General features: G+C 27.2%; 12 protein-coding genes. 5 read left to right on the forward strand and 7 right to left on the reverse strand.

What is annotated here, in order from left to right:
* Positions 1-35 precede the first annotated feature (35 nt).
* From ybeY to ACWYN7_RS03465, 3 genes are read right to left on the reverse strand one after another with little or no spacing between them, the layout of a single operon-like run.
* Positions 36-446: an rRNA maturation RNase YbeY gene (gene ybeY / locus ACWYN7_RS03455; protein WP_462858452.1), complete on the reverse strand. Its 411-nt coding sequence runs from the start codon at positions 444-446 to the stop codon at positions 36-38.
* A complete protein-coding gene (locus ACWYN7_RS03460; protein WP_462858453.1) occupies positions 443-1918 on the reverse strand; it encodes a hypothetical protein in 1476 nt (491 codons plus the stop codon). The genes ybeY and ACWYN7_RS03460 overlap by 4 nt, the downstream gene beginning before the upstream one ends.
* 2 nt (positions 1919-1920) lie before the next feature.
* Entirely contained in the window at positions 1921-5298 is a 3378-nt protein-coding gene (locus ACWYN7_RS03465) for a DUF4175 family protein (RefSeq protein ID WP_462858454.1), read from the reverse strand.
* A 161-nt stretch (positions 5299-5459) separates the two neighbouring features.
* On the opposite strand from ACWYN7_RS03465, the gene ACWYN7_RS03470 reads away from it, so the two are divergent.
* The 5 genes from ACWYN7_RS03470 (at position 5460) to ACWYN7_RS03490 (ending at position 10475) form a co-directional block, all read left to right on the forward strand.
* On the forward strand, positions 5460-6314 hold the full coding sequence (locus ACWYN7_RS03470; protein ID WP_462858455.1) for a hypothetical protein: 855 nt from the start codon (positions 5460-5462) through the stop codon (positions 6312-6314).
* Positions 6315-6412: 98 nt separating this feature from the next.
* Complete coding sequence (gene gltX / locus ACWYN7_RS03475) at positions 6413-7933, forward strand: glutamate--tRNA ligase (protein ID WP_462858456.1); 1521 nt, start codon at positions 6413-6415, stop codon at positions 7931-7933.
* A 3-nt stretch (positions 7934-7936) separates the two neighbouring features.
* A complete protein-coding gene (locus ACWYN7_RS03480) occupies positions 7937-8479 on the forward strand; it encodes a hypothetical protein (protein ID WP_462858457.1) in 543 nt (180 codons plus the stop codon).
* Positions 8480-8640: 161 nt separating this feature from the next.
* The gene (locus ACWYN7_RS03485; protein ID WP_462858458.1) at positions 8641-9564 is read left to right on the forward strand and encodes an SPFH domain-containing protein; all 924 of its coding nucleotides are present in this window, start codon (positions 8641-8643) and stop codon (positions 9562-9564) included.
* Between the two features lie 101 nt (positions 9565-9665).
* Complete coding sequence (locus ACWYN7_RS03490; RefSeq protein WP_462858459.1) at positions 9666-10475, forward strand: LytR/AlgR family response regulator transcription factor; 810 nt, start codon at positions 9666-9668, stop codon at positions 10473-10475.
* A gap of 197 nt (positions 10476-10672) precedes the next feature.
* Here the strand turns inward: ACWYN7_RS03490 and ACWYN7_RS03495 are convergent, their stop codons facing one another.
* From ACWYN7_RS03495 to rnr, 4 genes are all read right to left on the reverse strand, one after another.
* Positions 10673-10867, reverse strand: coding sequence for a Sec-independent protein translocase subunit TatA/TatB (locus ACWYN7_RS03495; protein WP_462858460.1), 195 nt, complete (start codon positions 10865-10867; stop codon positions 10673-10675).
* A 43-nt stretch (positions 10868-10910) separates the two neighbouring features.
* Positions 10911-11600 carry a head GIN domain-containing protein gene (locus tag ACWYN7_RS03500; protein WP_462858461.1) on the reverse strand — a complete coding sequence of 230 codons (690 nt, stop codon included), beginning with the start codon at positions 11598-11600 and terminating at the stop codon, positions 10911-10913.
* 123 nt (positions 11601-11723) lie between these two features.
* Positions 11724-12047, reverse strand: coding sequence for a YbjQ family protein (locus ACWYN7_RS03505; protein WP_462858462.1), 324 nt, complete (start codon positions 12045-12047; stop codon positions 11724-11726).
* 13 nt (positions 12048-12060) lie between these two features.
* Entirely contained in the window at positions 12061-14283 is a 2223-nt protein-coding gene (rnr, locus tag ACWYN7_RS03510) for a ribonuclease R (RefSeq protein WP_462858463.1), read from the reverse strand.
* Positions 14284-14721 lie beyond the last annotated feature (438 nt).

Genomic DNA, 14721 nt, shown 5'->3' on the forward strand with positions numbered 1-14721 from the left:
AAAAGTAGTTCCACGTGGAACTTTAATATTTTTTTCTAATTAATTAACGATAAAGCTTTATCCTCTTCGTCTCTCATAATCACTTTATCCTCTTCAGATTTATCTTTAAAACCCATGTAATGTAAAACTCCATGAATCATTACTCTGTGTAATTCATCATCAAAAGAAACCTTAAAATCTTTTGCATTATCTTCTACTCTCTCTATAGAAATATAAATATCTCCATTAATAAGTTTACCCAAAGAATTATCAAAACTGATAACATCTGTAAGTGTATCATGTTGTAAAAACTTTACATTTAAATCGTGAAGATAAGTATCATCACAAAAAATATAATTGATTTCACCCAATTCAAAACCATGATTTATGATTACATTTTGAACCCAATTCTCTAATAATTTTTCATCAGATAAATTAAAATCTGTTTCGTAATTAAACGTTATCATTTTATAGTATTTGTTTGAATTACAAATTTTTTATGTTTTTTATCATAAGCAATAAAGCGAAAACTATCTTTTAAGAAACAACTAGACTCGTTAGAATAAGTAGCAATTTCATCTAATTTATCTATATATTCTTTTTTATCAATTTCTTTGTAAATAGTTTCTGGCAACTCATCATCTATAAGACTTCCATTTAAATCTATTAATAATTCGAAAAAACGTTTTTCCTTTAGAATTACAGCATTTTCAAACACATAATCATCTACAATTCTTGGACCAAAACCTGTAGGTATATTTCTTTGAATATTCTGTTGAATCATTTGCATTTGGTGTTGTTGCATATGCCACATAAACTGTTGATGATGCCACCACCAGTTGTAATTATAGTTATACGAAATATCGACATAATCTACTCTAACTCTAATTTTATCTGATTTAGTTTTATTAGCAGTTATAGTAGCATTGTACTTATTTTTACCTGCATTTTTTAAAAACTTTTCTATTCCTTGAAATTCTAGATTTCCTTTAATTTTATTAGAAAGTAATTCATCTAAAGCAATTACATTTAAAGATTTACCAGTATTTACATCAGCTATATTTATAAACCCAGCTTTTTTAGAAAGTGCTAATTGAAAGAGTTTATCTTTAGTAAAAAAAGATGTTGCTTTTTTAAACTTCTCTCCATTTGCATTTTCAAAAGTAAAAAAAACCGGTTTTAATGTTGACTCACTCAAATTGAATTTTAGTAACTGAGTAATATTAGCTTTTTTATTGTTTAAGGGAATTCCACCAAGGTTAAAGTTAAAAGGTTCATCTGAATCTCTTGTAAAGAAAAGTGTATTATTTTCGAAATACAAACGAACTTTGTTAGTAGAACCATTTGCAACAAACTCATCTGTTTTAATTGAAGAAACAGATTCATTTTTAAAAAATGTTTTTACATTAGAATCTTTATCTAAAGCTAATTCTTTCGAATGTGGTTTATTATTACCAACAAAAGAAGAAACTATAAAAGCATCATCTGTTTTATAGATTAAAATTGATTGATCTTTTGTTCTTATTGATGTCATAAAATCATTATGAGAAACAGCTTCAAACTCTTTTTTTTCTTTTGTTTTAAGATTATAATGTACTGTTTTAATAAAAGATTCCTTTTTAATTTTATAGCTTAGTAATAAAGATAAAATATTGTTTTTTTGATGAAAAGAAACCACACCATAAGATTTTTCATTTATTAAACTTGGTAATTCAACAGATGTATTACCATCAAATAAATAAGAGAAAACTTTATAGTTTTTTGTTTTTTTATTTTTTGCAAAAATTAAATGAAAAGAATCTTTGTCTGATAAATCACCAGAAAATGTATTTTCTGTTTTAAATTCTTTTGGTATTCTTATTTCATTAAAAACATTATTATTTGCATTTGCTAAACTTGTAAAAGCACAAAAGAAAAATATAATAATTACTTTTTTCATAGTTAATCCTTTTGGGGATCAGAAAAATAATCTCTAACCTTATTTTTATAATTTTGCTGCAAAGGTAAGGATTGTCTGTTTAATATTTCTATTTGATTGTAAAACTGCTTTTTAAATTTAAGCTCTTGTACTTTGTTACGTTTATTCTCTTTTTGATTGGTATTCGATTTACGTTTTTTATCTTTTCCTTGTTCTAATGCAGCTTTATCAAGTTTTAATAATTCGTAATTTAGATTCTGCATTTTTTGAAGTGTAGCCGCATTAAAACCTTTTTCTAAAATTTCATTTTCTAATTCTTCCATAGATTTTAATGCTTTCTTTGCATTACCATTTCCACCTTCCATTCCGTTTTCACTATCTTTAATTGCGTTTTGCAATTCTTGTCTTAGCTGAGATTGTTGTTTAAAAATCTCATACAATTCACCATCTAAATCATCATTAGATCCTTCTCCTTCTCCATTCTTATTTCCATTGTTTCCCTCATTAGATTTTGAACCTTTACCACTACTACCCTCTTCTCCTTTTTCACCAGGTTTACCCTTCTCATTTGGCTTATTACCTTGTTTACCTTTACCACTTTTATCACCTTTTTGCATTCCATCTTCCATCTTCTTTGATAGGCCTTCTTGCTTTTTGATGAGATCTGGTAAGCTAAAACCAGGTTGTGGTTTTCCTTTACCCATTTTCATTGACATGTTATTTTGCATGCTATTCAAAATATTGCTTAAATAATCAGCTAAATTGTTAGTGGCTGTCATTACATAACGTTGATTAGAAACACCGTTATTAAATCGATTTTCAGAAAAATTATATAAAGATTGTTCTAAATTATAATGAATAGAAGACAAGTCGTCTTGAATTTTAGTAGATATTTTTGGAAGACGCATGGCCATAACATACAAACTATCATCAATATGTTCGAAATAGGTTTTTATTTGATTTTGCTTTTTTAAGTCTTTACCAAAATCTGGATGACTTGTTGAAGTTTCAGAAAACTTATTCATTAATTGTTCTTGTTGAAAAGAAAAAATAATTAGATTTTCTAAAATTTTACGCAAATCTTCAATATTCTCTTCCATAGATTCACCTTGCATTTCCATCATTCTATTTTGCATTTTAGCACTCATCGCTTTCATCTTTTTTGATGATTGCTTTTGATTTTTTTTAGCTTGTTGCAATTTATTTTGTTGAAGATTTTCTTCAGAGTTTTCAAGTTCTTTATCTATGTCTTCTTTTTCATCTTCAACATCTGGCAATTCCATAGGTTCTTTTAAATTCTCATTATCTTTATCAAGTTCTTCTAGTTCTTTTTTAATTTCATTGAATTCTTTTTTGATTTCTTGTTGTTCATTAAGTGAAGGCTCTTCTTTAGATTCTAAATCAGATTGTGTTTTAGAAAGCTCTTCTATTTTATTTGCAATTTGCATAGTTTTTTGTTCTACGTAAAAACGTTTTACCATTTCTAAAGTTTTCTCTAAACTACGTTGTTGTTGTTTATTTTGTTGGGCTAATTCTTTGGCTTTTTTAACTAAATCTTCTTTGTTTAATTTATCTGCCATTTTTTGAATTTCGTCCAACAATTTTTGTTGCTTATCTAGCTTTTTAAGTTCATTTATTCTCTCTTTTAAATCTTCTTTCTTTTCTTGTAAATTTTCATCTTCTTCAGTTTTTTCATCAAGATTTTCTTGGAGTTTTTCAGTTTGTCTTTGCATCATTTGTTTGTATTGTTCTTGACGCTTAATAAAACTTTCTACTCGCTTTTTATCATTCCAATTGATATTCTTTTTGTTTTGCAATTCTTGTTGAATATCTTCTAATTGTTGTTGTTGCTTTTTTTGTTTTTGTACAGAATTCTCAAGATCATTAATAGTATTTCTTTGTTCTTGTAAAAGCTCTTCTTCTATTTCCTCTTCTGTTTTCTGTTTGTAGTTAAAAACTTTACTTTTTGTAGATTTATTACCATTAACTATATCATTATCAGTAACTTGAAAAAATATTTCATAATTAATTCCTTTTGATAAATTTAATCCATCAGGAAATTGATAAAAGAAAGTTTGTATATTTTGTTGATTGATTGGTAATTGAAAACTTTGTTTTTTATCAGGATGATTTACATCATAATAAATTAATTGCAATCTTTTTAAACCATAATCATCAGAAATTTGACCCGCAAATTGAGCAGTTCCTCTAGAAATACTATCAATATTAGAACTTACAGAAATCATTGGATATTCATCTTTAATAACACCAACTGAAAATTGTAATTTTTCGAAATCTTTAAGGTTTTTGTTGGATGATGATATTTGATAAGTTAGCGCATTTTTTACTTGTCTTTTAAACTCAAAAATATCTTTATCAATCTTTGTAAAACTAGATGTTTTATTATTGTTGATAAAAGCCAAACTATCTGTTTGATGTGTTTGCACTTTCCATGTAATTTTTGTGCCTTCAGGAACAATTAAATTTCCAGAATTCTGAATGGTTTCATCTCGTTTACCTAAATAATTTGGATAATCTAAATCCAACAAAATATTGTTGATTGTTGGGGTACCAATTACATTAATTTGATACTCTTGAGATTGAATTCCATTTGCATCAATATAAAAATTAATGGGTTCTTGTACATCTGAAAACGTATATGAAAAAGATGCATTTTGATTGTTTTGTAAATAATATTCTTGTTGGTTATAGATTATTTTGGCTTCATTGGGTTTTACATCTCCAATCGTTTTTACATCAATTGTAATTGATTTTCCTTGAATAACCTGTAAACTTTTATTTTCTATTTTAAATAAAAATGGTGCTGGAGGATTGTATGCTGTTCTGTGATTTACGACACGATCTAAACTTTGCGTTAATGAACCTTTAGAAATGGTAAACAAACTAATAACATAAATTAAAACTGGAACAACTGCATATTTTAAATATTTAGAATTCTGTTTAAAATCTATAGCTTTTGCAAAAGGAATAGGATTTAACTCAGAAGATTTTTGGTTGATACTTGCCAAAATTAAATCAGATTGTTTTGTATCTTTTTTGAGTTGCAAAATGTTTAACAGCTTATCCCCTACTTCAGGAAAATGGTTTCCAATAATTTTGGATGATTCTTCTAAAGAAATTCCTTTTCTAAAACCAATCAATTTAAAAATTGGAAAAGCGATAAATTTTATCAACAAAAAAACTTCTACAAGAATAAATGCCCAAAACAAAATAGTTCTTGCAGTTGGTTTTAACCACAGAAAATATTCTAAAAACAGCGTAAAAAAGAAGTATAATAAACCCAAGGAAAAAAATAAAATAGTTCCCTTTATCAATTCACTTTTATAATATTTGCGTGTAAATTGATTTAATTTTAGCTGTATGTTTTCGAATGCTTTCATAATCAACTAATAAAAATAATGTTTTTGATAAGATCATCAACAAAATAATTGTTAAAACAACTATTTACGCAACCTTTACAAAATTGATGTATCTTGTATAAAGAAAGCTTTGTAAGTATTTAAAATGGTTTTCTACTAACTCAATATCAAAAACTAAACTTATGCTAAAGATTACCAAAATTTTATTTCTATTTATAAGTGTATCAGTATTTGCTCAAGGTCCTTGGACTCAGAAAAAAGGAAAATTCTATACGCAAGTTTCCTATACGTCAATTGCAAATTATGACGAATTTTTTGGAGATCCTGATTATACTATAAAAGGAGAATTATCTGATAATACTTTGCAATTCTATACAGAATATGGCTTAACAAATAACACAACTCTAATTGTAAATGTACCTTTAAAATTAATTTCAGCAAAAGATTTAAAATATCTAGATCCTGCTATAGATTGTATTGGAGATTGTTCAGAAACAATAAATGAAACAAAAACTGCTTTAGGAAATATAGAGTTGGGTATAAAACATAATTTCTATAAAAAAGATTGGTTACTTTCTACACAATTATCCATAGAAACAAACACCAGCAGATATTTTGAAACTTCTGGTATAAAAACAGGATACAATGCATTTACATTTACTCCCCTATTTTTAGCAGGAAAAAGTTTTGGTAAAAACTATATTCAATCTTTTATTGGTGCAAAAATTAGAACTAATAAGTATTCTAATAACTTTAAAATTGGTGGAGAATATGGTCATAAAATATTTAAAAATTTATGGTTAATTGGTTTTTTAGATATTGAGAAATCTTTAAAAGACGGAAATATTAATTTACCAGATAAAAATTTGCTAACTTCCTTATATATCAACAATCAAGAATATGGAGTTTTAGGTATAAAAGCTATTGGTGAGTTTACCCAAAATTTTGGTGTAACTGCAAGTTTGCCTGCTGCTTTTTTTGGGAATAATGTTGCCAAACAAATAGCATTTACATTCGGAATTTATCATAAATTTTAAAGAATTTAACCTTAATAGAGAATAAGAGAAAAGCCTTATGTTAAGGCTTTTTTTTATGCTTATAGAAAAGTATCTTTGCTGCTTAAAATCAAGAAAAAATGGAATCTAATGTTCGTGTGCGTTTTGCACCAAGTCCTACAGGACCTTTACATATTGGAGGTGTAAGAACAGCTTTGTATAATTATTTATTTGCTAAAAAAAATAACGGAACTTTTATTTTAAGAATAGAAGATACAGACCAAACACGTTATGTTGCCAATGCAGAACAATATATAATAGATGCTTTAGAATGGTGTAATATTCCTTTTGATGAAGGTCCAAATACCAACGAAAAATTTGGTCCTTACAGACAATCTGAACGTAAAGCATTATACAAAGAATATGCAGATACTTTACTAAAAACGGGTTGGGCTTATTATGCTTTTGATACTGCAGAACAATTAGACGCACATAGAAAAGGACATGAATTAGAAGGTAAAACTTTTATTTACAATTGGCACAATAGAGCAAAAGGACGTTTGGTAAATTCTTTAGTTTTGTCTGATGAAGAAGTTGAGAAAAGAATAGATAATGGCGATAAATATGTAATTCGTTTTAAAACTCCACAAGATGAAATTTTAGAAATGGAAGATGAAATTCGTGGAAATATTAAAATTGATACCAATACTTTAGATGATAAAATTCTATTTAAAAGTGATGGAATGCCAACTTATCATTTAGCCAATATTGTAGACGATCATTTAATGCAAATTAGCCATGTAATTCGTGGTGAAGAATGGTTGCCTTCTATGCCATTACACGTTTTATTATACAGAGCTTTTGGTTGGTCTGCACCAAAATTTGCACATTTACCCTTAATTTTAAAACCAGTGGGTAAAGGTAAATTAAGCAAAAGAGATGGAGATAAATTAGGATTTCCTGTTTTTCCATTAGAATTCACAAATGAAGTTTCTGGTGATGTTTCACGTGGATATAAAGAAGATGGTTATTTTGCAGATGCTTTTATAAATATGTTGGCTTTCTTAGGATGGAATCCTGGAACTGAGCAAGAACTATTTTCTTTAGAAGAATTAATACAAGAATTCGATTTAAAACGTGTCAGCAAATCAGGAGCTAAATTTAGTCCAGACAAAGCAAAATGGTTTCAACAACAGTACATGCAAACAAAATCGGATGCTGAATTAACTGAATTATTTTTACCTATTTTAGCTGAAAAAGGAATTACAAAAGACAAAGACTATGTTTTAAAGGTGGTTTCAGCAATAAAAGAAAGAGCTGTTTTTGTAGCCGATTTTTGGGAGTTATCGTCTTTCTTTTTTGTTACACCAACTGAATATGATGCAAAAGCAAGTAAGAAAAATTGGAAAGAAGGTACGTCAGAATTAATGCAAGAATTGATTTCTGTGCTATCAGAAATTGATGATTTTTCATCAGCAAATACAGAAAAAGAAATTAAAGCTTGGATAACTGCCAAAGAAATTGGATTTGGTAAAGTTATGCAACCCTTACGTTTGTCTTTGGTAGGTAAATTAGCAGGCCCACATTTATTCGATATTATTGCAATGATAGGTAAAGAAGAAACAATTTTAAGGTTAAAAAATGCAATAGAAAAATTATAAAAAATGAAAAAATATATCGTCGTAATTTTTGTTTTTACAAGCCTACTAGGTTATGGTCAATATTATAACAATGGTATGAGAAATCGGTCTCAAAACCAAATGATGCAAACACCTAATAAACCTGCAGACCCAGATTTTAAAATAGAAAGGTATTTAGGTATAGTAGTTTATGATATAGAAAAAGCTGCAAAAAAAACTGGTGTTAAGTTGTCTTCTGATGATGGTAAAAAATTTTCGAGTTTATTAATAAATTACAATAAAAAGATAAAAGATATTAGAAGAATTAATAGTTTTACTTTAAAAAGCACCAAAGAAATGATTGATAATTATCAAAAAAATGTTGCAAAGACTGGTGATTTTTCTAATCAAACAAAAGTTAGATTAGAAATGGCAAATAATTTAAAACCAATTTCTGATACTTTAAAAAAAGAAGATCAAGAATTAGATACATCAATAAAAGCTCTCTTATCAGAAAAACAATACAAGAAATGGATAAAATACAATAAAAAAATCTATAAAATTTTTCCTAAAGAAAAAGAGGAATAAAAGCTTTTACAAGCCATCTAAAACCCCGAAATTCATTTTTCGGGGTTTGTTATTTATAATCAATATTTACTGTAACAATTTCTTAGAAAGGCGTCTAATAAGTACATACTGAAATCAGTATCTTTACAATAAATTGAGTATTAACTATTAAACTTCTTCCTATGAATCCTTTTTTTCCTGTAATAATTGTACTAGTTGCCGTTATTTTTTTCGCATCCTTTTTTATGGTAAAACAGCAAACCTCAGCCATAATAGAACGTTTTGGTAAATTCCAAAGTATTCGTCATTCTGGTTTGCAATTAAAAATACCTTTAATAGATAGAGTTGCTGGTAGATTAAGTTTAAAAATTCAGCAATTAGATGTAATTGTAGAAACTAAAACTTTAGATGATGTATTTGTAAAGCTAAAAGTATCAGTACAATACAAAGTAATTAGAGATAAAGTATATGATGCTTTTTATAAGTTAGATTATCCTCATGATCAAATAACATCTTATGTATTTGATGTTGTAAGAGCAGAAGTACCAAAAATGAAATTAGATGATGTTTTTGTAAAAAAAGATGATATCGCAATTGCTGTAAAATCTGAATTAAACGATGCCATGTCTGATTATGGTTTTGATATTATTAAAACATTAGTAACAGATATAGATCCTGATGCACAAGTAAAAGAATCTATGAACAGAATTAATGCTTCTGAACGTGAAAAAATTGCAGCACAATTTGAAGGTGATGCTCAGCGTATTTTAATTGTAGAAAGAGCTAAAGCAGAAGCAGAAAGCAAACGTTTACAAGGGCAAGGTATTGCAGACCAAAGACGTGAAATTGCACGTGGTTTAGAAGAGTCTGTAGAAGTTTTAAACAAAGTAGGTATAAATAGCCAAGAAGCATCTGCATTAATTGTTGTAACACAACATTATGACACTTTACAGTCTATTGGCCAAGAAACCAACAGTAATTTAATTCTATTACCAAACTCGCCACAAGCTGGTAGTCAAATGTTAAATGATATGGTTGCAAGTTTTACAGCAAGTAATCAAATTGGTGAAGCCATGAAAAAAGCTAAACCAAAAACTAAAGAATAAAAAATCTTTTTTTAAACATACCTTTAAAAGTGCAAAATGTCTATTTTGCACTTTTTTTATGCTAATTTTATTTTAATTTAAGTGATTTTGAAAAGTAAACTATGAAATTCTTAAAAAAAGCGTATCCTTTAAACAGCTATTTTACCAATAAATTATCCTTAACTGCATTGCATGGGTTATTTGTTTGTATCTTCTTAGTGCTTTTTCAACCTTTTAATTTAGATGTTTTTCATCAATATATTTATGGGTATGGTTTAATGATGGGTTTTTTAACTTTTATAATGCCCTATTTGTTTTTTTTAGCTTTAGAAAAAATGAATTTTCAAAAAATATTACCTGTAACATTACTCCTATTATTTGCCATTTTTTTATTGATATATAGTTTTGTGCTTTGGTATTTCAGTGGAATTTATAAAGATAATTTTGATTTAATAAGATTAAGTTTTTCTCTTTTCTTTAAATATTCGTCTTTTCTAGCCTTATTTTCTATACTATTTTTTCTTGTTGTAAATGATAAATTAAAACGATTTAAGAAAAAGAAAGCTGTAATTATTAACAATAAACAAACTGTACATTTTTATTCTGAAAACAAAAAAGAAAGTATACAAATAAACGTAGATCAATTAATTTACATTACCATTTCTGGCAACTATAGTAGTTTTTTTATAATTAAAGATAATGACATTAAAGAAATTGTTTTAAGAAATACTTTATCTAACATATTAATTCCTTTAAAAGAATATCCTAAAATATTTAAATGTCATAAATCTTACATTGTAAATACCAAATATATTAATGCAATTTCTGGTAATGCAAGAGGGTATTTTTTAATTTCTGATAAATTATCTCATAAAATTCCTGTTTCGAGAAGTTATAAGAAAAAAGATTTAGAAAATTTAATTAAAAAATAGCTTCCCATTTATCCCAAAACCCCATTATACAACCCTTTTAGGGATTATTTAAAAAAATGAAAGGTTTTTTATTTTACATTTGAACTAAGTAACCTTTAAGTGATTTGTGTTGGGGGACATATATCATTTATAACAAATAAAGCTCAATTTGATGTATCAAATTGAGCTTTTATTATATTACAAATAAGCTATGGTGCTTACTTTTTTTCTTCTAATTTTTCTTCAGATTCTTCTTCTTTAGTGGCTTTTTTAAACTCTTTAATTCCACCACCTAAACCTTTCATTAATTCAGGAATTTTTTTACCACCAAACAATAATAAAATTGCAATAGCTATAATTATCCAAGAACCTCCACTTGGCATTCCTAATAAATATATATTTAAAGTATTCATTTTTTCTAAATTTTATGATTACAAAGATACAAAAAGGATTCTATTAATTTCTTTTTTCTATAATACCACCTATTACTTTTTTATCTTTTAACACCTCAGGATTCCCTTTGTAAAATATTGAACCTCCAAAACTTACTTTAGCATTTAAAGTTTCGCCAGCAAAAATCTCTGCTTTTGCACCTGTACCCGCTTTTACTGTAGAGTTGGCAGTAGCTTTTAAATTAAAACCATGATAAATACCATATAAATCTACATCTATAGTTTGGTTTTTAGTAGTACCAGAAAGTTTTACTATACCTCCAGAAGTTGTTTTAACCTCTAAATGCTTTACGTTAACTACTAAATTTATAAAAGCTCTTTCTTGCGATTTAACTTCTATATGATTCTGTGTAATTTGTTTACCTGTAATTGTGGCACCTTCATTAGCATCTATAGTATCTATATCTTTAGAATAATATAATTTTACTAAAACTTCTCCATTTGCAGCATTGTTTTCTGGCTTAATAGAAAATGGTAACGAAATTTTTAAAGTGTTGTTTACGTTCTTAATTTTTACCTTTTCAGATTTATTTCCTGTAATTTCTATTTTCGATTCTTTAGATTTAATTAACTCTAACTCTATACCATTATAAACTTTTAGGGTAGTAAAATCTCCCAGATTTTTACTTACTGTAGATTGCGCTAAAAATGATAAATTGATCATTAATGCACATATTAATATTATTTTTTTCATTTTTTTTAGGTTTGATTGGTTTACTTAAAACAATAAGCATACCACTATAAAGAAAATTTGTATTTTTTATTGTGGTAAAGATGTAAAATTAACGCGACAAAGTAAATAAATCTCTATAAATTTTTAAGCTACTTTAACAGCTGTACCAGTTATAGATACTAATAATGTTGATGAATTTGCAAGCGGTTCTACATCAATCTGAATACCAACAACAGCATTTGCACCTAACTTTGTTGCATTATCTTTTAAATTTTGAAACGCTTTTTCTTTTATAGACTCTAATCCTAAAGTATATTTTTCATAATATTTAGACATGCTAAACATTTCTTTAAAAGACATTTTTGTACCATTAGAAGTATAACTAGAATCGTAAGCTGTGCCAGTTACAATACCTAAATAATCTACTATTTTAAAATTTTCTATGTTTGGTGTGGTTGTTAAAATCATATAAAATTAAAGTTTATTCTTCTATTAAATAAAAATCTAAATGTTTACGTTCTAAATCTGTGTTTTTTACTTTTACTTTTACATCATCTCCTAATTGATATAAATGTTTTGTAGCCTGACCTACAATAGCATATTGCTCTTCATCAAAAATATAATAATCACTTTTTATATCTCTAATTCTAACCATTCCTTCACATTTATTTTTGGTAATTTCTACGTAAATTCCCCATTCTGTAACACCAGTTATAACCCCTTCAAAAATTTCTTCATTATGATCTTGCATGTATTTAACCTGCATGTATTTTATAGAAGAACGTTCTGCTTTAGAGGCCAATTCTTCTCTTTTAGAAGAATGTTTACATTTTTCTTCATAAGGTTCTGCTTTTGGCGAATTTCCGCCATCTAAATAATGTTGTAGTAATCTATGTGTCATTACATCTGGATAACGTCTTATAGGCGATGTAAAATGGCTATAATAATCAAATGCTAATCCATAATGACCAATATTTTGAGTTGTATATACTGCTTTAGACATAGAACGAATTGCCAAAGTTTCTATCATGTTAGATTCTGCTTTGCCTTGTACATCATTTAATAACTGATTTAAAGATTCTGATGTAGATTCTTTGGTATCTGTATTAATCTTATATCCGAATTTACTAATAATGTTCTGTAGAGAAGCTAATTTTTCTATATCTGGTTCATCATGAACTCTATAAACAAAAGTTTTGTTGGTTGGCTTTGCTCCTTTTCCTTTACCAATAAACTCTGCAACTTTTCTGTTGGCTAGCAACATAAATTCTTCTATCAATTTATTTGCATCTTTGGCTTCTTTAAAATAAACACCAACAGGATTTGCTTCTTCATCTAAATTAAACTTTACCTCTACCCTATCAAAAGAAATGGCTCCTTGTTTCATTCTTCTTTTACGTAGAATTTTTGCCAATTTGTCTAATTGTAAAGTGGCCTCTACAATTTCTGGAGTTACTGTATATTCTTTATCAATTATAGAAGTTTCTAAAGGCATTATATATGGCTGAATATCTTCAGATAATTTACAATTTTCTAGTATAGATTGTGCTTCTTCATAAGCAAAACGTTGGTCTGAATAGGTTACAGTTCTACCAAACCACTCCCCTATTATTTGTGCTTTTTCATTAATTTCGAATATCGCAGAAAAGGTTAATTTTTCTTCATTTGGTCTTAAAGAACAAACACCATTACTTAACATTTCTGGTAACATTGGCACTACTCTATCTACCAAATAAACAGAAGTTGCTCTTTCATAAGCTTCATCATCTAAAATGGTTTTAGGTTGTAAATAATGCGAAACATCTGCAATATGAATTCCAATTTCATAATTACCATTTTCTAATTTGGTAAACGATAAAGCATCATCGAAATCTTTTGCGTCTTTTGGATCTATAGTAAAAGTTAAATCGCCTCTCATATCTCTACGTTTGGCAATTTCATCTTCGGTAATTTCTATAGGTAAATTCTGAGCTTCTTTTTCTACTTCTGGCTCAAACTCATAAGGCAAATCGTATTCTAATAAAATAGAATGCATTTCTGTATCATGATCACCTGGTTTTCCTAAAACTTTGGTAATTTTACCAAAAGGATTTTTAGATTTTTCTGGCCAATCTAAAATGGTAGCTTGCACTTTATCTCCATGTTCTGCCCCATTCATTTTATTTTCTGATATAAAAATATCTGCATACATTTTATTGTTGTCTGGTAATACAAAACCGAAGTTTTTACTTTTTTGTAAAACACCTACAAACTCCGTTTTTGCACGTTCTAAAACTTCTACAACATCTGCTTCTAATTTATTAGATCTGCGTTTTTTGTAGACGTAAACTCTAACAACATCACCATGTAAACCTTTTCCTAAATTAATATTAGGTACAAAAATATCATCATCATAATCATCAGATATAAAATATCCATTTCCATTAGATGTTATATCTAGGGTACCTAAAGAATATTTTCTGTCTTCATTAATTTGATATTTACCTCTATCTACTTCTTTAATTTTTTTATTAGCTGTTAATTCTGCTAATTTTTTTAATATTTGGGTTTTTCCATCAGTATCAGAAACCCCTAATTTACCAGCTATTTGTTTATAATTATAAAACTTTGTGCTGTCTTCGTTTAAAATTTTAAAAATATTTCTAGTTAAGTCTTTAATAACTTTTCCTTTTTTCTTAAATATTTTCTTTTTCTTTCTTTTCATTTATTCTTACTTCTATTTATTTGATACCAAAATACAATTTTTTATAACCATTGTTTATTAAAAAAGAGTTATCAATTTATTTTTGTATTGAGGTAGTATTATTTGTTCTATTTTTTTATGTCTCGTTTATAGACATTTAGTACTAAAAAACCTTGCTTAACAAACAGCATTCCCATTTTTAGAAATCGGAAATTTTCTAAAGAATTAAGAGAATTTTAGCTATTTATAAAACATAAGAATTTCGTGTATTCTTTTGTTATTATACAGTATTCTAAATACAAAATTGAATTGGTTGCGTGTGCAATTCTAAAAGGTTTTAGAAATATTATTTTGATTGGCAGAGATAGATTACTACAATTAAGTAGTTTACAAAATAACGTTGCAAAGATAGCTAAAAACTTCGGATATAACTATTGCTTGTTTTACTCTTAAAATAAG

The organism is Polaribacter sp. M10 (assembly GCF_054968445.1).

What these genes read in the sequence shown, in the direction of transcription:
- ACWYN7_RS03505 (WP_462858462.1), bottom strand. Translation starts at nt 12,047, where the DNA reads ATGATTTTAACAACCACACCAAACATAGAAAATTTTAAAATAGTAGAT.
- ybeY (WP_462858452.1), bottom strand. Translation starts at nt 446, where the DNA reads ATGATAACGTTTAATTACGAAACAGATTTTAATTTATCTGATGAAAAA.
- ACWYN7_RS03495 (WP_462858460.1), bottom strand. Translation starts at nt 10,867, where the DNA reads ATGAATACTTTAAATATATATTTATTAGGAATGCCAAGTGGAGGTTCT.
- ACWYN7_RS03480 (WP_462858457.1), top strand. Translation starts at nt 7,937, where the DNA reads ATGAAAAAATATATCGTCGTAATTTTTGTTTTTACAAGCCTACTAGGT.
- ACWYN7_RS03490 (WP_462858459.1), top strand. Translation starts at nt 9,666, where the DNA reads ATGAAATTCTTAAAAAAAGCGTATCCTTTAAACAGCTATTTTACCAAT.
- ACWYN7_RS03470 (WP_462858455.1), top strand. Translation starts at nt 5,460, where the DNA reads ATGCTAAAGATTACCAAAATTTTATTTCTATTTATAAGTGTATCAGTA.
- gltX (WP_462858456.1), top strand. Translation starts at nt 6,413, where the DNA reads ATGGAATCTAATGTTCGTGTGCGTTTTGCACCAAGTCCTACAGGACCT.
- ACWYN7_RS03460 (WP_462858453.1), bottom strand. Translation starts at nt 1,918, where the DNA reads ATGAAAAAAGTAATTATTATATTTTTCTTTTGTGCTTTTACAAGTTTA.
- ACWYN7_RS03500 (WP_462858461.1), bottom strand. Translation starts at nt 11,600, where the DNA reads ATGAAAAAAATAATATTAATATGTGCATTAATGATCAATTTATCATTT.
- rnr (WP_462858463.1), bottom strand. Translation starts at nt 14,283, where the DNA reads ATGAAAAGAAAGAAAAAGAAAATATTTAAGAAAAAAGGAAAAGTTATT.
- ACWYN7_RS03465 (WP_462858454.1), bottom strand. Translation starts at nt 5,298, where the DNA reads ATGAAAGCATTCGAAAACATACAGCTAAAATTAAATCAATTTACACGC.
- ACWYN7_RS03485 (WP_462858458.1), top strand. Translation starts at nt 8,641, where the DNA reads ATGAATCCTTTTTTTCCTGTAATAATTGTACTAGTTGCCGTTATTTTT.